Here is a 20,580-nt window from a genome sequence, read left to right on the forward strand (position 1 = left end):
GGTCTAAGCATACTGTTTTTTTGGCAAAGAGTGAACGTACAATCACGCCTAAAACCAGCCTTTACGCCCTTGCAATTGCCGATCTGCACAGCGAATGGCTTCCTGACTCAGTCCCCAAAGTCGATAATCACCAATTAAAGAACCTGCAGCAAAATTATGGGTATAGGCAAAACTGAGTTGACGGTCAGGATCACACCACGCGCCTGAACCATTAAAACCCATGTGTCCAAAACCGTGAGAGCGCTTACCCAAACTTAATACACGGTGATAGCCTAATCGCCAATGCATCGGGATAGGCATAACCCGATCACGCTGTACATATTGTACTTGGCTCAATTGCTGAAAAACTTCAGGCTGAATCAATTGCTGACCTTGCCATGATCCACCCTGCGCCAACATGGCATAAATACGTGCCAAACTTTGGGCAGTAAATACACCATTGGCAGCAGGAATCACAGCTTGCAAACCAGTATCACTAAAAAAACTAAAATTTTTCATGCCTTTGGGAATCATGCCATCCTGAAAGTCTTGCGGATTTTGCCCACTCCATGCAATGACTTTATCGAATATTGATACAGGACGTTTGCTCGATTTAGCTTGGTTTTGAACTTTAGCTGTCTGTTTATTTGTGGGTGATGAATCTGTTTGCACTGATGTCACAGCAGTTTTAAATGGTCGTGCGACACGCGAAAGCTCAGATGCAGGCACACCAAAATAAGCCCCATCCAAAGCCAAAGGTTCAACCAAGTATTGCTGCATCAGTTCAGCCAATGTTTGACCTGTAGCTTTTTCTAAAATCCCACCGACCAGCCAGCCAAAAGTTAAAGGTTGATACGCTGCCTCACTTGCTACATCAAAACGTGGCTTGGCTTGAGCCAACACATCCAGCATGTGCGACCAATCTGCCATTTCAGTCGCATCGGCAATGATATTACGGATGTCATATAAACCACTTTGATGACTCAGCACATGCCTTAAGGTCATCGTTGCTTTGCCATTTTTGGCGAATTCAGGCCAGTATATATAAATGGGAGTATCGTAATCGACCAGTCCTTGACTGACCAAAATATGTGCCAGTGTCGCTAATACACCTTTGCCTGTGGAATAACATACCGATAACGTATCGGCTTGCCAGTCTTCATCTGGCGACTTTTTGCCTGTGTAAATATCGACGACTTTCTGACCTTGAAAGTACACCGCTAAAGCAGCCCCGCCCTGTTGGCTACGTGCATTTTGCAAACGGCTAAATTGCATCGCTAAATCATGAAATTCAGGCGCAACCCATCCACGATAATTTTCAGTTTCAGCAAAAATATAATCCTTTAAATGTTGCATCGTCCTGTCTATCTCGTTTTTATTATTAATAAAAAGCTAGCGCAAATAAAAAGCCTAAATCCAAAGGATTTAGGCTTTCGATCACTGAATTAAAGCGCGGTGACAACACCTGTCACATGCGGTTTTTGGTTTTTACTGTTTCGAATTAAAAAGTCTGTATTTTTAGCGTCCGTTGCAGTTAAAAACTCAACTTTAGATGGCAAATACATAGGTAACTTAAACCACACATCGACTTCATAAGCATCTGGCAAAGTTAAACTAGATAAGGCTTTGGCTTTGCTCCACATGCCGTGCGCAATCGCTTGTTTAAAGCCAAATGCTTTTGCAGTAATCGCGTGGATATGAATTAAGTTAAAATCGCCAGACGTTAAAGCATAACGGCGACCTGTATTTTCAGAAATATCCCATTCAGCTTGAACGGCATAGTTTAGCGCTTTGCTTTCTGCAGGCTTTGCAGCAGCTTTAGTGGTGGTTTTTTGACGTGCTAAATACGTGGTCAAACCTTCAATCACCACCTCATTGCCTACTTTAACAGTGGTAATAAAATCAAACTGTACGCCTTTATCATGTGGTTGCAATTCACCAAATTTACACGACAAGGTCAGTTGTTCATTCAATCCAACTTTACGGCTTTGTTTGACTTGGTTGCGAATATGCACCAAGCCCAAAATTGCAAATGGAAATGCTTCTTGGGTCATCATGTGCATTTGCAGACTTTGTGACAATACAGCCAAATAAATTGCAGGAATATAGCCGTTATTTTTAAAACCTGTCACTGCATTATAGGCTTTTAAGTGCTTTTGATCGACCTTGAATGAATCCACCACATATTCAACTTGCGGCAGAACTTTTTCACCTTTTGGCTTTTTAAAAATTAAGCCCTGAATCACTTTTGGATAGGCTAAATAGGGTTTTGGAAGTTGACTAAAATGGCGAGTATTCATACTGAACCTTTGAGAAGTTTTTCTAATTTATTTAATGGAGTTCTTTCTCCCGCTGGGAGAAAGCTAGAGAGAAGGGTTAATAATCTATCCCCTTATCTCCCTCTCCTAAATCCTCTCCCCAAGGGAGAGAACTTTGAAGGTGTTAAGCCCCTAACAAGCTTTGACCACAAACACGTACCACGTTACCATTAATACCTGTCGATGCCGATGAAGCAAAGTAAGCAATGGTTTCTGCAACGTCTACAGGTAAACCACCCTGACTCATAGAGTTCATACGACGACCTGCTTCACGAATGGCAAAAGGAATTGCAGCAGTCATTTGCGTTTCAATAAAGCCCGGTGCAACCGCATTAATGGTGATACCGTTGTTTAAAACAGGTGCGGTAAATTTCACGACACCAATCACGCCAGCTTTAGATGCTGCATAGTTGGTTTGACCCAAGTTGCCTGCAATACCTGAAATTGAAGATACGCAAACGATACGACCATTGGCATTTAAACCATCATTTGCCAATAAGTAATCGTTCACACGCTCAATTGCAGACAAGTTGATGTTAATGACTAAATCCCAAAGCTCTGGTTTCATATTTGCCAAAGTTTTGTCACGGGTAATCCCCGCATTATGCACAATAATATCCAAACCACCTTGCGCAGCGGCAGCTGTTTTAATTTTCTCGCCTGCATCTGCAGCAGTAATGTCAATTGCTAGTGTTGAACCACCGATTTCAGCGGCAACACGGTCTAAATCTGCTTGTTGTTGTGGAACGTCTAGGCAAATAACGTGTGCACCATCACGTGCCAACACATGCGCAATCGCTTCACCAATACCACGGCTTGCACCTGTCACCACTGCAGTTTTACCTGCCAATGGTTTTGCCCAATCTACATCTACAGTTGCAGCACTCGACACACGAATCACCTGACCTGACACATAAGCAGAACGTGGTGAAATTGCAAAACGTAACGTAGATTCTAAGTTTGCTGCAGCACCTTGATCGACATAAATTAAGTTAGCCGCAATGCCTTTTTTAAATTCTTTGCCTACCGATTTTACAAAACCTTCCAAAGCGCGTTGTGCAATGGCTTTTTTCACACTGCCTGCAGTTTCTGGTGTAGTACCAATCACCACCACGCGACCAGAAGCCTGAATTTGGCGTGCGATTGGGTTAAAGAAATCATAAAGCGCTTTTAATTGTTCTGAGTTTTCAATACCTGAAGCATCAAACACCACCACTTTAAATTTAGATTCTTTATCGCCCGAATTGAACGCACCTAAATTTAAACCTACTTTTGCCGCAGCTTGTTGCAATTCTGCATTGTTGCCTGCATAACTATTGGCATGTACATTGGCTAAAACCTGTGCAATTTCAGCAGATAAATCACTTGCAGGGGCTGCACCTAAAAGTACTGCACCTTTTACCACTGGTGTTGCAGACTCGAAACGATCTAAAAAAGTTGGGGATGGTAAACCCAAATTTTTAATGACAAATTTACCAATAGGAGATTTTGCAAATGTTTGGTATTGATCAGTCATGATTATTATCTCTCATAAATTCATTTTTTGATGGATTACACGATATCTTTTAACATCAATATGATGCCAAATGCCCACATTTCAATAGCGTTACCCGTTTGTGCTAAATCATACTTGAGTTAATTATCAGATGTCTTGACCTGAATGCATTCTGCAATGTCATTGTAGTCAATTCAGCTGTCATACTATTGTGCTAATGTACGCATCAAGTAGACCCTTAACATGCTTGGAAAAGCCTTATGAGCAAAACAACTCAAGAAAATCCAGCAGTGGAAAATTCTGCAACGGATTCTGTGTCAAATACATCAACTGCTAAACGTACAAGCAAAAGTAGCAACACTGCAACCCGTTCCAACACGAGTACGACAAAAACTACACGTACCCGCACGACTAGCCGTGCTAAAACAACTGCTTCAACGCAAACAAAAGCACCATCTAATACCAATACCTCTGTTCAACAGGATAAAATTATGAGCCAAAACACTGTTCGCCGCGTTGCTATTATCGGTGGTAACCGTATTCCATTCGCACGTTCTAATGGCGCTTACTTTACTGCATCTAATACAGATATGTTTACAGCAGCATTAAATGGTCTTGTTGAACGATTCAACTTACAAGGTCAGCGTTTGGGTGAAGTTGTTGCAGGTGCAGTGCTCAAACACAGCCGTGACTTTAACATGACTCGTGAGTGCGTACTCAATACTGCCCTTGCTCCTGAAACACCAGCTTACGATATACAACAAGCATGTGGTACTGGCTTGCAGGCTGCTTTTTTAGTTGCGAATAAAATTGCACTTGGTCAAATCGAGGTTGGTGTTGCAGGCGGTGTAGATACGACTTCTGACGCACCAATCGCTTTTGGTGATGGTTTGCGTAAAGCATTGCTCGAATTGAATATTGCAAAGACAGGTAAAGACCGCTTAAAAGCATTAACCAAAATCAATATTAAAGATTTAATGGATGCGCCACGTAACGGTGAACCACGCACAGGTTTATCAATGGGCGACCACCAAGCCATTACTACGTTGGAATGGGGCATCTCTCGTGAAGCGCAGGATGAGTTAGCAGCTTCATCTCACCAAAAAATGGCAGCTGCCTATGACGAAGGTTTCTTTGATGATCTCATCACGCCATTTTTAGGTTTAGAACGTGACAATAACTTACGTGCAGATTCTACTGTAGAAAAACTAGCGAAGTTAAAACCTGCTTTTGGTAAAGGCGACGCGCGCACTATGACTGCAGGTAACTCTACCCCACTGACTGATGGTGCATCTTGCGTATTACTTGCCTCTGAAGAATGGGCAAAAGCCAATGGTCATGAAGTCTTGGCATATTTGACTTTCCAAGAAACTGCCGCAGTTGATTTTGTAGGTAAAAAAGAAGGTTTGTTGATGGCGCCTGCATACGCTGTCCCACGTATGCTTGAACGTGCTGGTTTAACATTACAAGACTTCGACTATTACGAAATTCACGAAGCATTTGCTTCACAAGTCTTGTCGACCTTAAAAGCATGGGAAGATCCGAACTTCTGTAAAGAGCGTTTAGGTTTAGATGCACCTTTAGGATCAATTGATCGTAGCAAGCTGAACGTCAAAGGTTCATCTTTGGCAGCAGGTCACCCATTTGCAGCAACAGGCGGACGTATTCTTGCCACTGCGGCGAAACTTCTGAATCAAAAAGGTTCAGGTCGCGTATTGGTGTCAATCTGTGCAGCAGGCGGTCAAGGTGTAACAGCCATTATTGAAAAATAATTCTGCCTAGTTCCAATTTAGATAGCAATAAAAGCCACTTGATTCGCTCAGGTGGCTTTTTTATAGCGCTTAATTTATAGCAGCTCACTTTTAATTAGCCACTAGCGTTTTATCTGACTGAATGTTGCGGGGCATAACCCAGTTTCGCTTCAATATGGTCATAACAATATTGAAAAATAAAGGTATAGAGCAAAATGCTGAGCGTCATCAGCAAATCAATCAAAATTGCCTGCAGCAGGGATATTTCTAAGGCATACGCCACCATGGGAATAGTGGCGAGCATTAAGCCACCTTCAAAACCGATTGCATGTAAAACGCGGATTTTAAAAGTTCTGCGTAATTGGTGTTGCGCTTCAAACTTTTCAAAATAGTGATTGAAAAACATATTCCACAGCACCGATGTCACCGCCATCGCAATGCCTAGACCACCTGTCACTTGCATTGGCATTTCAAACACATAACTTAATGCCAAAGCAATGATGACCAATAAAATCACTTCATAACTCAGGGCATGTACCCATCTTCTTTTGGAAATCAACATCTGCTTACTCAAATACTTATCCTTCCCCGCTTATTTTATTTTCATTTAATTGACCAATCGAGTTAGAATCCATCAATAATATTGAAAAGTGAAACGAATGCTCAGCCATGAATATCAATCAAGATCAGCTGATTATTTTTATCACCGTCATGGAAACGGGTTCTTTTTCTGCAGCTGCACGCCAATTGGGCAAGGTGCCTTCGGCAATTAGTATGTCCATTGCTAATTTAGAAATTGATTTAGACCTAAAACTGTTTGAACGGATTGGGCGTGAACCTTTGCCTACCCCACAAGCGCAGAGTCTTTACGAAAAAAGCAAACAACTGCTCATAGAAATGAAGCAATGGAAACAACATGCTTTTGCGCTCAGTTCTGGGCTGGAAGCACACTTAAATATTGTGGTGGTGTCTGAATTACTACACACTCGCTGGACAGATTATATTGTGTTACTAGAACAGCAATTTCCTGAATTGCAGATCAATATTTTCTCTGCGCCACAAGAAGATGCACTGCATTTACTCATGACTCAAGCAGCGGACTTGGCCTTTATGTTTGAACGCGAACAATTACAAAGCAGTGAACAATTTGTGGAATTAAAACGTGAAATTTTAGTGCCTGTCGCTGCCCGACATTCACCGCTGGCTGAATCTGATCAAGTCAGTTTTGAACAGATTTTACAAAATCGGCAAATTGTAGTGGCGAGCCGTGATCGGCAGATTAAACCCGAGTTGTTATTTTCTAAGCACTATTGGCGTACCGATAATCATCATTCTGCCTGCAGTATGATTAAGCAGGGTTTAGGCTGGGGTGTCTTGCCCTTGGAAATGCTGAATGAACATCCTGAACTACAACACGAATTAAAAATTTTACAGCTGCTAGATTTCACCCCAAAATTTGAATATTTTGTCGATTTGGTCTGGAGCCGAGAACATCAATTGGGCGCTGCTGCTCATTTTTTGATTAATCACGTCCGAAATCTGAGAAAAACTGGTAAATAATCCACAAACCCTCTTACTTGGTACTTGGGTTAAAAGCTGTTTGTGATATAACTGAATGTATAAGCAATAACCTAAGAACTAGATCTCGAATGACACAGACAGCCTTAAATCAACTAAAAAACTTAACCACCATTGTTGCAGATAGTAGTGACTTGGCTGCGATTGAAAAGTTTCGTCCTTTGGATGCGACCACCAACCCATCACTCATTACGGCGGCTGCAAATCAACCTGAAAATAAAGCGTTGATTGAAGCTGCATTTGAGCAAGCCAAAGCTGAAGGTTATACAAATGATCTATTGGTTGAGCGCAGCATTGATATTTTAACGGTCAAATTTGGTGTAGAAATTTTAAAGCTGATTGAAGGTCGTGTTTCGACTGAGGTGGATGCTTCTTTGTCTTATGACACTGATGCGACCATTGCCAAAGCCAAAGAACTTTTAGCACTGTACCAAGCTTATGGTGTTCATTCAGACCGCATTTTGATTAAGATTGCATCGACATGGGAAGGCATTCAAGCGGCGAAAGTGTTGGAAGCCGAAGGCATTCACACCAATTTAACCTTATTGTTTGGTTTGCATCAGGCACATGCTTGTGCAGATGCCAAAGTGACGTTGATTTCACCATTTGTGGGTCGTATTTTAGATTGGTATAAAAAAGCTGAAAATGTCATGTACTACCCTATAGAGAAAGATCCGGGTGTACTTTCGGTGAAGAAGATTTATCAATTCTATAAACAGCACCAAGTACAAACTGAAATTATGGGCGCGAGTTTCCGCAGTATTGATCAGGTTTTGGCGTTAGCAGGTTGTGATTTATTGACCGTTGCACCAAATTTATTGGCAGAACTTGAAGCTGATGAACGAGAAGTCGCTGCAGCGTTATCGACCAATGGCATTCAAGTTCAAGCTGAACCACTGGCAGCAATTGAAAAGGAACAATTCAAAGCGCAACTTGAGGCAGATTTGATGGCGTTCCAATTGTTACAAGGCGGCATTGATGGCTTTATTAAAGCGCGTGAGCAACTTGCCACCCTATTACGCCAGTCTTTCGGCTTAGATGCAGAGATTAAAGCTTAAGCTTTAACCTATCCCAGTAAAATTCCAAAATTTTTACTAAGCCACAAAACCGATGTTGTTATACTGCAACATCGGTTTTTATTTAGGTGAGTTTGCGTGTTTGGTATTAGTGACCTCAGCACTTTTATAATTGGCACAACCTTAATTGTGCTCTTGCCTGGCCCAAACTCACTCTATGTCATGTCAGTGGCTTCACGCTTTGGGATACGCACAGGCTATGCAGCTGCTTTCGGTGTATTTACGGGTGATCTGATTTTAATTGTGTGCACCATTTTAGGGGCAGCCTCATTATTGCATGCTTTTCCATGGCTATTCACCTTATTAAAAGTAGTTGGTGCGCTCTACTTAGGCTATTTAGGTATTAAACTACTGATTGCAGCCTATAAAACATGGTTTCCACAAACCAGAACTTCGCACGCCAATCTTTCTACAACAGCAACGAGCAATACAACTGAACGGGTTCATCCCTACCGAACTGCTTTAATGATTAGCGTTATTAACCCAAAAGCAATTTTGTTTTATTTGTCTTTTTTTGTGCAATTCGTCAATCCTGATTACACCTACCCGATGCTGAGCTTTGCTGTTTTAGCCATCGTCCTACAAATCATTAGCATGGGTTATTTATCTATCTTGATTTTTTCAGGAGTCAAATTAGCCAGTTATTTCAATCAACGCTATAAAATTGCAGCCATTTGCGTTGCAAGCATTGGTATTTTGTTCTGCGGTTTTGGCTTTAGACTGGCAAGCTCAACGCTATAAAAAAAGTATAAAAAACACTTTTGACTATTTGTTCAAATGTGTATGATCTGTTCATAAATTATAGAAAATATGTCTAAGAAAGCATGCAAAAACTTTTAAATGACTTCTCTGTGCCTGCAGTATTTGCAGGTTTTATTACCTTCTTGGTCGGTATTAGTGTTTCCGCGGTTTTAGTCATTCAGGCAGCACAAATTTTAGGCGCAAGTGCTGAGCAAATCAGCTCTTGGTTTTGGGCGTTGGGTTTAGGTATTGGTCTAAGCGGGCTGATTTTATCTTGGAAATTTAAATATCCTGTGGCGACCTCATGGTCTACCGCAGGCTTGGCACTGATTATCGCCACGGGCAGCGGTTATAGCTTACACGAAGCAATTGGCGCATTTTTGTTTTGTGGCGTACTCACAGCAGTGCTTGGCTTTTTGGGTATTTTTGAAAAGGTACTGACTTATATTCCACAAAGCTTAACCAGCGCCATGTTGGCAGGTGTGCTGCTTAAATTTGGGATTGCCCTATTTACCAGTCTGCAAGAAGCATGGGCATTTATTTTGTCTTTATTGGCAGCCTATGTATTGGCAAAACGATTTAGCCCGCGTTATAGCATTGTTTTAACTGTATTGATTGGGGTCGCACTATGCCCAATCTTCTTGCAATTTCAAATGCCGAGTGTGCAATGGAGTATTGCACAACCAGTTTGGATGCAACCTGAATTAAGTTGGTCTGCTATTTTAGGTTTAGCCCTGCCTTTGTTTGTCATTAATATGGCATCGCAATATTTACCCGGTCTTGCCATGATCAAAAGCTATGGTTTTAACCCAAATGTACGTCACTTAATTGGTTGGACAGGCACAGCACAAGCTATTTTTGCACCATTTGGATGTTTTAGTGTCAATATCGCATCCATCAGTGCTGCGATTAGCTTAGATGATCAATCGCATCCCGATGCCAGTAAGCGCTATATTGCGGGAATTAGCTGCGGTTTGTTTTATATCTTGATGGGGATCTTTGCTGCAACGCTCACCAGTTTGTTGATGTCATTCCCAGCTGTTTTTATTACTGCTTTGGCAGGAATTGCACTGCTTGGCACTATTGGACACAACATCGCCCTCGCCTTTCAGCACGTTGCAGAGCGTGAAGCCGCTTTATTGACCTTTTTATTTAGTGCTTCTGGGGTGCAGTTTTTTGGTATTGGTTCTGCATTTTGGGGACTGATTTTTGGTTGTGTGGTTTTGGCAGTTTTAAAGTTTAAACAAAGCAAAAGCTAAATAACTTAAGCAGTTAAAAAACACTTTTTCTGAAGCATCGTATTGATTTATTGTATGCGCGATACATTAGGGTCTGCTGTGCTTCGGATAAATTCTACTGTTTTAGCAAAAGTTTGCTGGCTTTCTTTTTGGTGCATAAAAAATTGATATTCGTGAATTAACCATGCTTTTGTATCTGGATAAAATGCTGTCGTCACAGGAATCTGCTGTTGCTGTAAAGCATGCAGCATCGGCATAGATTGAGTTTCTGTTAAAAAGTCTTTGTTACCACCACTGATAAATACCGCAGGATAGTTTGCCGTTAAATGTTGAATAGGCGAAATATTCTTCAGAAATTCACTGTCCTGTTTCCGATCTCCCGTGTAAGCCTGCACCAAATTATAAACACCCCACTCTACGATATTCATTTCATCTGGCGCAGTTTCAACAAACGCTTTTAGATCATAAATCCCGCAGTGCAAAATCAGCCCTTTAAGTTGTTTGTGCTGAATAGTCGGTTGTAAATTAGACTGCTGTGCAAATGCAGGATTACTCAATAATGCGGCATAATGGCTAGCTAAATTCGCCCCTGCAGAATCACCTGCCAAATATAATTGTTGTGGATTAAGCTGATACTTTTCTGCATGTTGCGTGATGTAATTTAAAGCCTGATCAATTTGTTGCAACTGAGTAGGATAAGTTGCATGCGGGGCGAATTGATATTGTACTGCAATTACATTAAAGCCCTGCGCGGCTAATAATTTAAAATAGCCACGTGCATGTGCTTTTGAGCCAGCAATCCAGCCACCACCATGAATCCAGACAATTGTCGGGCGTGCGGCTAAATCTTGCAATTGACTGTTTTGATACAAGTCAAAACTCAAATTAGGCTGCGTTGCATACACAATATCATGTTGCACTTGTATATTTTTGGGTGCATAGCGATCCATGATTTTCTGCTGCAAGCCTGTGGTGAGATTAAATGCACTAGCAATGATTCGACTGTTCTGCTGCGTGGTTTGACAAGCACTTAACAACATAAAACACAGCAACATCCAAATTATTTTCAAACCACATTTCCCTCAAGATTCATACGCCCAATTCAAACCCAAGTAATTTAAAATTAAATTATGAAGGTCTATTTATTTTTGCAAATTTAGCATCTTATTTTATCGTATAGCTTTGCCGTTGAGTTGAGTAAATTCATCATCTTCAGCTTATCTTTTCTTTCAGCAAATTTGGCGGGTAATTAAATGAATTATCAATCTTTTTTCAGATTTTAAATTGAACCTATATAGACTATATGCTATCAATAAAGTGTAAGGCGAATAATCATAATTTCTGGAGTTACCCGCATGTCGTACCAAAATATTTTAGTCCCTGTAGATGGTTCACAAATTTCTTTTTCAGCGGTCAAACATGCAGCTGAAATTGCCAAAGTATTTAACAGTAAACTCACCTTAATTAGCCTTGTTGCGGAAGACCCATTTACTGATTCTGACTTTTACTATAATTATTCATCTGCCATTATGAAAGAATACTTTGTGCAAGCGACAGCCAATGCACAAAAGGCATTAAAAGAAGCAGATGAAATTGCGAAAGCAGTGGGTGTAAATGCAGAAACTCGCGTGGTTGAGGGTTTGGTATCTGCTGAAGGTGTAATCAAAACTGCGAAAGACTTAAATGCCGATGTGATTGTGATGGGTTCACATGGTCGTAAAGGTTTCCAAAAATTATTATTGGGTAGCTTTGCCACAGAAGTATTACGTCATACAGAATTACCTGTGCTTGTAGTTAAAGCTTAATCACTATTTTAAGCCATATTTTCATCATAAATTTTTAATAAGGATTTGCCATGACAACTTATAAACACTTACTTGTTCCAGTAGATGAGTCACCTATGTCTTATGCTGCAGCCGAACAAGCACTTTCATTGGCAAAAGATCTAAATTGCCCTGTTACTATTATGAGTGTAATTGCAGTTGACCCTTTTGTAGGCGTGGACTTCTACAAAGTTGCACCTGCAATTACCGATTATTTCATGCAGGCTGAACAAAATGCACAAAATCGTTTGGCTGAAATTCAGCAATCCTTTAGCCGTGAAGGTATTTCGGTAGATACCAAAATTATCCGCGGTGTTGCAGCCTCTGAAGGGATTGTACAAATTGCCAATGAAATTGGTGCTGACCTGATTATTATGGGTTCGCATGGCCGTACTGGAGTGAAAAAGATGATGCTCGGTAGCGTTGCCCAAAACGTACTGACTCAGTCTCCTGTTCCTGTTTTGATTGTTAAGGTTTAATTCATTACCAACTGTGCTCTGCCACAGTAAAAGATAAAATAAAAAAATCCCGTTCGCCAATGAACGGGATTTTTCTGGATAAAACTTTTAAAAGCTTTTCTAAATTACATATTATGCAATCCAGTTTAGCTAGGTTGAATATTCATTTCAGACCAAAACTTAATTAACCCGATGCGGTAAACGGAACATTTCATGCGTATCGGTATAAAAACTGCGACCATCTAAATTCAGTTCAATTTCCTGACCACATTCCAACAACACATGTTTTCCGACTTCGACCCATTTAAAACCATCACGGGTATTTTGCTTTTTCTTTGATGCCACCAAAGACACCATAATTTCGCGACCATTCACTGCTTTCGCAAGCATTGTTTGCATTTTTTTCAATATTTACACCAATTCATTTATAACTTACAAATCAAGCTCAAATTAAAATTTTGAGCATAGTTTTTAATACAACAACATTCATCACACTTAATTTGCAGTGCATAGAAAATAAATGCAGCACAGCATGATGATGAATAACTACGAGAGAATAGAGATATTTTTATTGTACAAGTTATATTATAACATAGATTTAAAGTCTTTGCAGCATGGACTACAAAGTTGTAAAGATAAACTTAATAAAACAAAAATTTCTTAATCAAACCTTAATCATTTTCGTGAGATAATCTACCCCAGACACAATGGATGGTGTTTGATCGCACAAGCCCACTTCGGTGGGTTTCTTATTAGGCTAACTAAATAACGATAACAAACTTTATCTTTCTGACGTTTATCTTCTGATTTTTTATCTACAAATTTCAAAAATAAAAAAGAGTATGGATTTTTTTAACCCATACTCTTTGTGTGCGACTACGCTACTCCATTAGCGCATAGTCACAAATTCTTCTGCAGCAGTTGGATGAATTGCGACAGTATTGTCAAAATCTTGCTTGGTCGCGCCCATTTTGACCGCGACTGCAAAACCTTGCAAAATTTCATCCATGCCATAGCCAATACCATGCACGCCCACGACTTTCTGTTCATCACCAACGCAGACCAATTTCATTTTAGACACTTGACGATGCTGAGTTACAGCCGTGTACATTGAGGTAAAAGAAGATTGATAGACTTTGACCTGATCTTGCCCAAACTGTTCAATGGCTTGCGCTTCACTTAAACCCACCGTACCAATAGGCGGATGACTAAAGACCACCGTGGCAACATTTTGATAATCTAAATATTCATTAGGTTTGTGATTGAATAAACGTTCAGACAATTTACGTCCTGCGGCAACAGCAACGGGTGTCAGCTCAATTTTTCCAATAATATCGCCCACCGCATAAATACCTGCTTGGCTGGTATTTTGGAATTGATCTACAACAATATATCCTTTTTCATCAATCTGCACATTTGCAGCAGCCAAGTTCAATGCTTGTGTATTTGGTTTACGTCCAACTGCCCAAATCAGACAATCGACCTCATGCTGTGAACCATCTTCAAGATGTAATAACAAAGACTGATCCGCTTGGCGAGTGACTTTCTTTGGAATGGCTTGCGTATGCACTTGGATATGTTCATCACGCATACATTCAAGTAATGTTTCACCTAAAAATTGATCTAAACTACGCAGCGGCAATTGTTTACGAATAAACAATCCAACTTCTGAACCCAACCCATTTAAAACACCTGCTAACTCTACGGCAATATAACCCGAACCGACAATTGCCGTGCGTTTTGGTAATTGTTGCAATTCAAAGAAACCGTTTGAATCAATTCCTAGCTCTGCCCCTTCAATATCTGGACGTGTTGGCTCAGTTCCTGTGGCTATTAAAATGTGATCTGCAGTGTATTGCTGCTGATTTACTTCAACTGTTTTTTCATTTACAAAACGAGCAAAGCCCTGAATCACATCAACATTGTTTTTAGCTAAACCTGATTGATACGATGCATGGATACGCTGAATATAAGCTTGACGATTTTGAATTAACGTATTCCAATCATGCGATTTTAATTCAGTATTAAAACCATAATCTGGGCCGTATTTTTGAATAGCATCGGCGATTTGCGCAGAATACCACATCACTTTTTTAGGCACACACCCCACATTGACACAAGTCCCGCCCAAATCTGCAACTTCAATTAATGCACATTTTTTACCATATTGCGCCGCGCGATTGGCCGAAGCAATACCACCACTTCCTGCCCCAATTACCAAATAGTCATAATGTTTAGCCATTTCATGCCTCAATTTTTCGTGATTTTTTAGATACTCATCTGCAGAAATTCAGCGCAGAAAAACATTCATTTTCATCAAAACTAACACATAAAACTGCATTTCCCAAGTCAGCCATATTGTCTAAATACACAAAATCGACACACTGTCATTCAATTGATTTCACTGCCAATAAAACTGACTATTCACTTAAATTTTACGCTTTTAAGGCTATAATATAAATTTGATTTTTTATCATTGGGGTCAATGTGAAGCAGTGGGTTTACGTTCTGATATGTAGCTTTATCACTTTCGGCTGTTCCCCATCCCAACCGTCAGATCAAGCCCCAAGCTTGTTTGATGAACTCGATCTCATCAATACCAAAATGAATGAAATCTTGCTTCGCGATTTAGATAACTATTCTGCAGATGAGCGCAAACATATTATTTGTGAAGAATATACGCAGATTTACAAACATGAATATATGCCAATTGTACTTAAAAATTCTAAACCTGAAGATCGGCAATATAACGAGAAAAAATTACTTGCTGAATTAAATGAAACTTACACCAACTATAAAAATGAATATCAAATTCGCTGTGACTAAGCTAGATTATTTTTAATATATTCCAGCCACAAAAAAGCCATTTCAACGAATTGATGAAATGGCTTTTAGTTTTTTAACTTAAACCTCTAACATACTATTTAGGGTTTCAACCACGTTTTTAGATTTCACCACAGACTGCAAATTTAGCAACGCTGCTTGCACTTGGTTACGTTGTGGCTCTGCCAAAGTGTACCAACGCGACAACACCTGCAATAAACGCGAACCTACAATTGGGTTTTTCTCATCTAAATACTTGGCTAAGTCAATAAAATGCTGAACACCAAAACTCCATGTATTCACAGGGTTGCTATTTAAACCACCACTGACTGAACGAATACGGTTAGGTGTACCCAAATCATAATCAGGATGTGCAGTTAAAGCCTGAATGGTTTCAGCTGTCGCTTTTGGATGTGAAGCTTGAACCATAAACCATTGATCAAGTGCTAAAGCTTCATCTTTAAAACGTGTATAAAAATCTTCCAAAGCAGCTTTGGCTTGCGGTGCATCATTCCACACCAAGACACGCAATGCCCCTAAACGCTCAGACATATTTCGAGTGGTATGGTATTGCTGCTGTGCCAGCTCAAACGCTTTGGCATCGCCCTGACGTGCCATTAACGCCAACATGATATTCTTTAAAGCACGTACACCCATTGCCTGAGAGAAATCTTGCTGCATGTCTGGATCAAGGCTTAAATAGGTTTCTTTGCAGAATGCACCAAGTTCGCGCGCCAATGTATCTAACAGCGCATTGCGTTGTTGCTGAATTTTTTCAGGTTGATAATTTTGATCAATACGGCTGCCCAAATAGCCTTCAGAAGGTACATCAAAAATACGTGATGCCAACAAAGGATCTTTTTCAATTAAAGCAGGTACTGTATTTTTCATGGCTTGCAAATAAGTATCTGCTGCATGTTCTTCCAATAAAATACGTTCCAATAGAGTCTGAGTCGCCTGCCACTGGTTAAAGCCATTGGTTTCGTGCTGCATTAAAAATGCCAATTCATCATTAGAATAGTTAAATTCTAAATTCACAGGTGCAGAAAAATTACGCAATAAAGAAACAACGGGATGCGCAGTTATACCGCTAAATTCAATACTTGCTTGTGCCTGATCAAACAAATACACACCATCTTTTACTGAGTTTTCAACCAAAGCTTCAGACTGCAAAATATATTGCTCGCCTGTTTCTGCATTGAACAATGCCAATGCAACAGGAATAGGCAATGCTTTTAAGTTTGGATATTTGGCATTGCTTTTCAGACTTTGTTTTAAATTTAAACGATAAACCTGCGCAGCCGCATCGTATTCGCCCTGCACTTCAAGCTTTGGTGTGCCTGGTTGATTGTACCAAGTCAGGAAATTAGATAAATCAACACCTGAACCTGCGCTTAAAGCATTGACCCAATCTTCAACCGTGACTGCTTGTCCATCATGACGACGGAAATATTCATCACTACCTTTACGGAATTTTTCTTTACCGAGTAAAGTCGACATCATGCGGTTAATTTCCGCACCTTTTTCATAGACTGTTGCGGTATAGAAGTTATTAATTTCTACAAAATGATCTGGACGTGGCGGGTGCGATAACGGGCCAGAATCTTCGGGGAATTGATGTGCTTTGAGCACCGCCACATCATCAATACGCTGTACTGCGGCAGACTGTAAATCTTCAGAGAAAGATTGGTCACGGAACACCGTTAAACCTTCTTTTAAACACAACTGGAACCAATCGCGGCAAGTAATACGGTTACCTGTCCAGTTATGAAAATATTCATGCGCAATCACGGACTGTACGCGCATAATTGCGGCATCTGTGGTGTATTCTTCATCGGCCAATACACATGACGTATTGAAAATATTCAGACCTTTATTTTCCATTGCGCCCATATTGAAGGCACTGGTCGCCACAATCATATAATTATCTAAATCATACGGCAGACCATAGTGTTCTTCATCCCAACGCATCGAATGTTTTAACGCTTGCATAGCAATTTTGCATTTTGGAATGTCTTTTTCTTCTGCATAAATTTCCAGTGCAACATTACGCCCTTCAGATGTCACATAATGGTCTTTCATGACTGCCAAATCGCCAATCACACAAGCAAATAAATAGCTTGGCTTTTTGGTCGGGTCTTGCCAAATCGCATAATGACGACCTTCGCCTGCTTCACCTGTTTCTAACAAGTTGCCGTTTGCCAATAACACAGGATATTTTTTATCGGCTTCAACACGTGTGGTAAATACCGACAATACGTCTGGGCGGTCAGGATAGAAGGTAATTTTACGGAAACCTTCAGGCTCGTTTTGGGTAACAAATAAATCAGAACTTGCCTGATATAAGCCTTCAAGTTGCGTATTGCTTTCAGGATGAATGATCACGATGGTTTCTAACATGACTTGATCAGGTGCATTTGCAATGCGAAGCTGCTCACTATCTAATTGATAGTCACTTTCCAATAATTCCGTGCCATTCAAAATAATAGATTTCAATTCTAAATCACGGCCCAATAACACCAAATCGCCTGCAGTCTGACGCTGCATTTTCAATGTTGCACCCACTTGGGTGTAATCTGCATAGACTTGAATATCTAGCTCTACAGCATCTACCAAGAATGAAGGTTTTTGATAGTCTTTTAAATAGATAGTTTGGCTGGCTTCAACCATAGGATTTGCTGCAATATTCATCTTGTCCTCATTCTTTGTGGCGATGCGCTTGTTTTTGTAAAGTTGCAATGATCATACGACAACTTTCAACATCTGTCTGCGCACAATCTATTTCAGTCTTGTTCAACAATGCTGATTTATATGGGCGCTCAACCCAAGCTTTTCAATCCTATCTGGATTAATCCTGTACAAGTAACATAAAAGCAGACTGTTTAAATCAATACCTGTATTGCTATTACGCGTAAATTTAATATTTTGATATGCAACTTCACTTCAAATACGACCAACACAGGCTAATTTTGATGATGATCAAAAGCACAGAAGCTTCCACCTTTCAGTACACAAGCCATGTATAATGACATATCACGATTTACTTGAGCTTCTATTTCACAATGCTACAAATTCTGCAAAAACAATTAGATGAAAGCACATTATGCCCTTTGTGTCAGGCATCTATGTATTGGGTAGAAGCAGAACAATATGAGCAGGAATTAAATTTTCACCAATGTAGTCATTGTGAACATCGCATCTTTCAAAATAGCCAACAACAAAACTGTCATTGCGCAAGCTGTACCCAACAACGCAAAAAAATCATGGCGGAAACCCGCTTGCAAGAACAACAAAAATTCAAAAAACAGGATGCACCTGAACGCGAATTAAATCAGCTGCGTTTTATAGATAAATTATTTTTATTGAGTATTTTAGATCAGCATGCACAGGAACATATTCCACATGAAGAATTTATAGATTGGGAAAAAATCAAGTATTTAAATATTACCCCCAACTATTTTTTCCAGCACGGCATGATCAAACATTTGCTAAAAGAGCAAATATTAATTGCCAAAGATTTTGCCGAAAATGCGCAGCAATATTATATCAATGTCCGTTTAGATGGTTATTCTGAACCAAGCTTATTCAGCATTGCACAACAATTACGTTATTGGTTTTATGAAAATCTGAGTATGGGCACACCGTTCAAAACAGCAGATGAAGTCAAAGATGCGCTGTATTTATTGCTGTATCAAGAGATTGTGCAGTTTATGCAATTTTATTGTCGGACTTGGGGAATACAAATTGCGGGCAACCATAGTTTTCAGAGCTTTTGCTACCGACTTTTAGATATCTTGGCGGTTGGGCAAATTTATTACTTGGTGCAAACTGCTTTGGAATTTTTATACCAACAAAAAGCACTCAAACCGCGTAATGAAAACTTTATTAATACCAATTTACTGAAAAAGACTGTGCAGCAATACCGAGAACGGTCAGTGGCTGAAAAATGGGAGACCTCTACCCTGCCACGCCCGCCTAATTTGCCTTTCAGCTATATGAGCGAAATTTTATTCTTCCGCTTTTTGGGTTATGACGAAAGGATTTTCTTTCAACCTGTGTGGCGTTCTTGGCGAAAAATTGAAGCACGACTTAAATTTTATTCACTTAAACGCTGTATGCACTGCGGATCGGATGAACTGACTGTCGATTATGACGCAGAAAATTATGTGTCCTTATTTTGTCGCAACTGCAAACATCAAGATCATTATTTCACTCAATAAAACTTTGGTGAAGATGATGGTTACACCCCATCACTGCCCAAATTCATCATCTACTGCAGTATAGAGTCAACAGGATACGTACAGAGGATTACAGTTTTTCGATGTGATAAGCACCTAATCCACTTTTCTGTTTAGTGCTAAATTGAGTGCCGTTTCAGATAAAGTTTTACCGTCTAATTTACAAATACACATAATGCCCCAACCATCAAAATAATCAGGCGCGTGCTGCAAAAAGAAATTGGAATGTACATCTTGCGGAATTCTCAAATGCATCAGTTGCTCAAAACTTCGTGCTGGAGAATGAGTTTCATGCACATATACGCCTTCACCGCGCTTTTGAATTTCAGGATACCGTGCCGCCATAAGCTGCAAAACTTCATGATATTCCTTAGGCATAGTTTTCCCGACTCTTGGGAAAAAACTTTTAGAACGCGAAGCAAACAAAGAATAAATCTTCGGTTGATTAATGCTAATCACAAACCACAATGGAATAAATGGATTTTTTAAGCGTCGATTCAACATGGCTTTGACTGCACTTGGAATCGTCAAATTTTGTTTTTGATATTCAGACAAAAAACCCGCTCGTGAATTGACCACATGCATAGGCTGTTCATTATAATGAATCAAAATAAAAGGAATAACATTTTGCCCAACCACTTGATCTCGATCATGATATTGAATAACCGTGACTGCGATTGCATCGGGGTCATAAACAAAGGCTTTAAATTCTTCTAAACTCGAATTTGGAAAGATTTTTTGATCGAATTGATAAATTTTTTCAAAAAAATACGATTGCTGCTGCATTGAAAGCGCTTTAAAGTCAAAAACTGTTTCTATTAAATTCATAAAAACAACCCAGTTTCATATTTAAAGAGAGACGCAAAATTTTTTTAATTGGTCAATGCATTAATAATATGACACATTTTAATTACATAATTTTACAATCATTATAGTAACCCCAGTTACGGATAAGCCAAAGATTTAATCACATGAATTTTAGGCTTATTCTTTTGGCAAAGTTGATACGCACATAGTGAAGAAAATACGCCTGCTAAAAAACCAGCAATCGAACGATGTTTA

18 protein-coding genes and 1 pseudogene are annotated in these 20,580 nt (G+C 39.8%); 9 read left to right on the plus strand and 10 right to left on the minus strand.

The features are described from left to right. Nucleotides 1-48: 48 nt before the first annotated feature. From FTT91_RS08485 to FTT91_RS08495, 3 genes are all read right to left on the minus strand, one after another. Complete coding sequence (locus FTT91_RS08485; RefSeq protein WP_180169260.1) at nucleotides 49-1,335, minus strand: serine hydrolase; 1,287 nt, start codon at nucleotides 1,333-1,335, stop codon at nucleotides 49-51. An 89-nt stretch (nucleotides 1,336-1,424) separates the two neighbouring features. Next, a complete protein-coding gene (locus tag FTT91_RS08490; protein ID WP_180169261.1) occupies nucleotides 1,425-2,279 on the minus strand; it encodes a MaoC/PaaZ C-terminal domain-containing protein in 855 nt (284 codons plus the stop codon). Between the two features lie 142 nt (nucleotides 2,280-2,421). Further along, nucleotides 2,422-3,813, minus strand: coding sequence for a 3-oxoacyl-ACP reductase (locus FTT91_RS08495; protein ID WP_180169262.1), 1,392 nt, complete (start codon nucleotides 3,811-3,813; stop codon nucleotides 2,422-2,424). Nucleotides 3,814-4,052: 239 nt separating this feature from the next. Here FTT91_RS08495 and FTT91_RS08500 point away from each other — a divergent pair, with 239 nt between their 5' ends. Next, a complete protein-coding gene (locus tag FTT91_RS08500) occupies nucleotides 4,053-5,564 on the plus strand; it encodes an acetyl-CoA C-acetyltransferase (RefSeq protein WP_096900885.1) in 1,512 nt (503 codons plus the stop codon). A 109-nt stretch (nucleotides 5,565-5,673) separates the two neighbouring features. Here the strand turns inward: FTT91_RS08500 and aceI are convergent, their stop codons facing one another. Then, entirely contained in the window at nucleotides 5,674-6,105 is a 432-nt protein-coding gene (gene aceI / locus FTT91_RS08505) for a chlorhexidine efflux PACE transporter AceI (protein WP_104852103.1), read from the minus strand. A gap of 107 nt (nucleotides 6,106-6,212) precedes the next feature. Here aceI and FTT91_RS08510 point away from each other — a divergent pair, with 107 nt between their 5' ends. The 4 genes from FTT91_RS08510 (at nucleotide 6,213) to FTT91_RS08525 (ending at nucleotide 10,197) form a co-directional block, all read left to right on the plus strand. Next, a complete protein-coding gene (locus FTT91_RS08510) occupies nucleotides 6,213-7,103 on the plus strand; it encodes a LysR family transcriptional regulator (protein ID WP_004973259.1) in 891 nt (296 codons plus the stop codon). Between the two features lie 89 nt (nucleotides 7,104-7,192). Continuing rightward, nucleotides 7,193-8,179: a transaldolase gene (gene tal / locus FTT91_RS08515; protein WP_136144603.1), complete on the plus strand. Its 987-nt coding sequence runs from the start codon at nucleotides 7,193-7,195 to the stop codon at nucleotides 8,177-8,179. A gap of 96 nt (nucleotides 8,180-8,275) precedes the next feature. Beyond that, nucleotides 8,276-8,938, plus strand: a complete 663-nt coding sequence (gene leuE / locus FTT91_RS08520) for a leucine efflux protein LeuE (RefSeq protein ID WP_004973255.1) — start codon at nucleotides 8,276-8,278, stop codon at nucleotides 8,936-8,938. Between the two features lie 83 nt (nucleotides 8,939-9,021). Next, complete coding sequence (locus FTT91_RS08525; RefSeq protein WP_178318669.1) at nucleotides 9,022-10,197, plus strand: benzoate/H(+) symporter BenE family transporter; 1,176 nt, start codon at nucleotides 9,022-9,024, stop codon at nucleotides 10,195-10,197. Nucleotides 10,198-10,244: 47 nt separating this feature from the next. Here the strand turns inward: FTT91_RS08525 and FTT91_RS08530 are convergent, their stop codons facing one another. Next, nucleotides 10,245-11,216, minus strand: coding sequence for an alpha/beta hydrolase (locus FTT91_RS08530; RefSeq protein WP_171525034.1), 972 nt, complete (start codon nucleotides 11,214-11,216; stop codon nucleotides 10,245-10,247). Between the two features lie 315 nt (nucleotides 11,217-11,531). On the opposite strand from FTT91_RS08530, the gene FTT91_RS08535 reads away from it, so the two are divergent. Then, nucleotides 11,532-11,981 (plus strand): universal stress protein, encoded by a 450-nt coding sequence (locus FTT91_RS08535; protein WP_180169263.1) that lies wholly within the window; start codon nucleotides 11,532-11,534, stop codon nucleotides 11,979-11,981. A gap of 50 nt (nucleotides 11,982-12,031) precedes the next feature. Then, nucleotides 12,032-12,478, plus strand: coding sequence for a universal stress protein (locus FTT91_RS08540; RefSeq protein WP_004973247.1), 447 nt, complete (start codon nucleotides 12,032-12,034; stop codon nucleotides 12,476-12,478). 159 nt (nucleotides 12,479-12,637) lie between these two features. Here FTT91_RS08540 and FTT91_RS08545 read toward each other — a convergent pair whose 3' ends face one another. Both FTT91_RS08545 and gorA read right to left on the minus strand, forming a co-directional pair. Further along, nucleotides 12,638-12,856 (minus strand): hypothetical protein, encoded by a 219-nt coding sequence (locus FTT91_RS08545; protein ID WP_004973244.1) that lies wholly within the window; start codon nucleotides 12,854-12,856, stop codon nucleotides 12,638-12,640. Nucleotides 12,857-13,346: 490 nt separating this feature from the next. Further along, on the minus strand, nucleotides 13,347-14,699 hold the full coding sequence (gene gorA, locus FTT91_RS08550) for a glutathione-disulfide reductase (RefSeq protein WP_180169264.1): 1,353 nt from the start codon (nucleotides 14,697-14,699) through the stop codon (nucleotides 13,347-13,349). Nucleotides 14,700-14,944: 245 nt separating this feature from the next. On the opposite strand from gorA, the gene FTT91_RS08555 reads away from it, so the two are divergent. Further along, nucleotides 14,945-15,283, plus strand: a complete 339-nt coding sequence (locus tag FTT91_RS08555; protein WP_180169265.1) for a hypothetical protein — start codon at nucleotides 14,945-14,947, stop codon at nucleotides 15,281-15,283. 78 nt (nucleotides 15,284-15,361) lie between these two features. Here FTT91_RS08555 and pepN read toward each other — a convergent pair whose 3' ends face one another. Beyond that, nucleotides 15,362-17,971, minus strand: a complete 2,610-nt coding sequence (gene pepN / locus FTT91_RS08560) for an aminopeptidase N (protein WP_180169266.1) — start codon at nucleotides 17,969-17,971, stop codon at nucleotides 15,362-15,364. A gap of 371 nt (nucleotides 17,972-18,342) precedes the next feature. Between pepN and FTT91_RS08565 the strand changes: the two genes are divergently transcribed. After that, nucleotides 18,343-19,500, plus strand: a complete 1,158-nt coding sequence (locus FTT91_RS08565) for a hypothetical protein (RefSeq protein ID WP_167846056.1) — start codon at nucleotides 18,343-18,345, stop codon at nucleotides 19,498-19,500. A 114-nt stretch (nucleotides 19,501-19,614) separates the two neighbouring features. Here the strand turns inward: FTT91_RS08565 and FTT91_RS08570 are convergent, their stop codons facing one another. Together FTT91_RS08570 and FTT91_RS08575 are read right to left on the minus strand one after the other, a co-directional pair. Beyond that, the gene (locus FTT91_RS08570) at nucleotides 19,615-20,346 is read right to left on the minus strand and encodes a hypothetical protein (protein WP_004973230.1); all 732 of its coding nucleotides are present in this window, start codon (nucleotides 20,344-20,346) and stop codon (nucleotides 19,615-19,617) included. Between the two features lie 116 nt (nucleotides 20,347-20,462). Further along, nucleotides 20,463-20,580, minus strand: a pseudogene (locus FTT91_RS08575) (IS982 family transposase); the annotation flags it as partial.

The organism is Acinetobacter sp. YH12021 (assembly GCF_013420145.1).
Classification (GTDB): Bacteria; Pseudomonadota; Gammaproteobacteria; order Pseudomonadales; family Moraxellaceae; genus Acinetobacter; species Acinetobacter towneri.

Coding starts and splice junctions, on each gene's coding strand:
- FTT91_RS08485 (WP_180169260.1), bottom strand. CDS start 1,335: ATGCAACATTTAAAGGATTATATTTTTGCTGAAACTGAAAATTATCGT.
- FTT91_RS08490 (WP_180169261.1), bottom strand. CDS start 2,279: ATGAATACTCGCCATTTTAGTCAACTTCCAAAACCCTATTTAGCCTAT.
- FTT91_RS08495 (WP_180169262.1), bottom strand. CDS start 3,813: ATGACTGATCAATACCAAACATTTGCAAAATCTCCTATTGGTAAATTT.
- FTT91_RS08500 (WP_096900885.1), top strand. CDS start 4,053: ATGAGCAAAACAACTCAAGAAAATCCAGCAGTGGAAAATTCTGCAACG.
- aceI (WP_104852103.1), bottom strand. CDS start 6,105: ATGTTGATTTCCAAAAGAAGATGGGTACATGCCCTGAGTTATGAAGTG.
- FTT91_RS08510 (WP_004973259.1), top strand. CDS start 6,213: ATGAATATCAATCAAGATCAGCTGATTATTTTTATCACCGTCATGGAA.
- tal (WP_136144603.1), top strand. CDS start 7,193: ATGACACAGACAGCCTTAAATCAACTAAAAAACTTAACCACCATTGTT.
- FTT91_RS08525 (WP_178318669.1), top strand. CDS start 9,022: ATGCAAAAACTTTTAAATGACTTCTCTGTGCCTGCAGTATTTGCAGGT.
- FTT91_RS08530 (WP_171525034.1), bottom strand. CDS start 11,216: ATGTTGTTAAGTGCTTGTCAAACCACGCAGCAGAACAGTCGAATCATT.
- FTT91_RS08535 (WP_180169263.1), top strand. CDS start 11,532: ATGTCGTACCAAAATATTTTAGTCCCTGTAGATGGTTCACAAATTTCT.
- FTT91_RS08540 (WP_004973247.1), top strand. CDS start 12,032: ATGACAACTTATAAACACTTACTTGTTCCAGTAGATGAGTCACCTATG.
- FTT91_RS08545 (WP_004973244.1), bottom strand. CDS start 12,856: ATGCAAACAATGCTTGCGAAAGCAGTGAATGGTCGCGAAATTATGGTG.
- gorA (WP_180169264.1), bottom strand. CDS start 14,699: ATGGCTAAACATTATGACTATTTGGTAATTGGGGCAGGAAGTGGTGGT.
- pepN (WP_180169266.1), bottom strand. CDS start 17,971: ATGAATATTGCAGCAAATCCTATGGTTGAAGCCAGCCAAACTATCTAT.
- FTT91_RS08565 (WP_167846056.1), top strand. CDS start 18,343: ATGCTACAAATTCTGCAAAAACAATTAGATGAAAGCACATTATGCCCT.
- FTT91_RS08570 (WP_004973230.1), bottom strand. CDS start 20,346: ATGAATTTAATAGAAACAGTTTTTGACTTTAAAGCGCTTTCAATGCAG.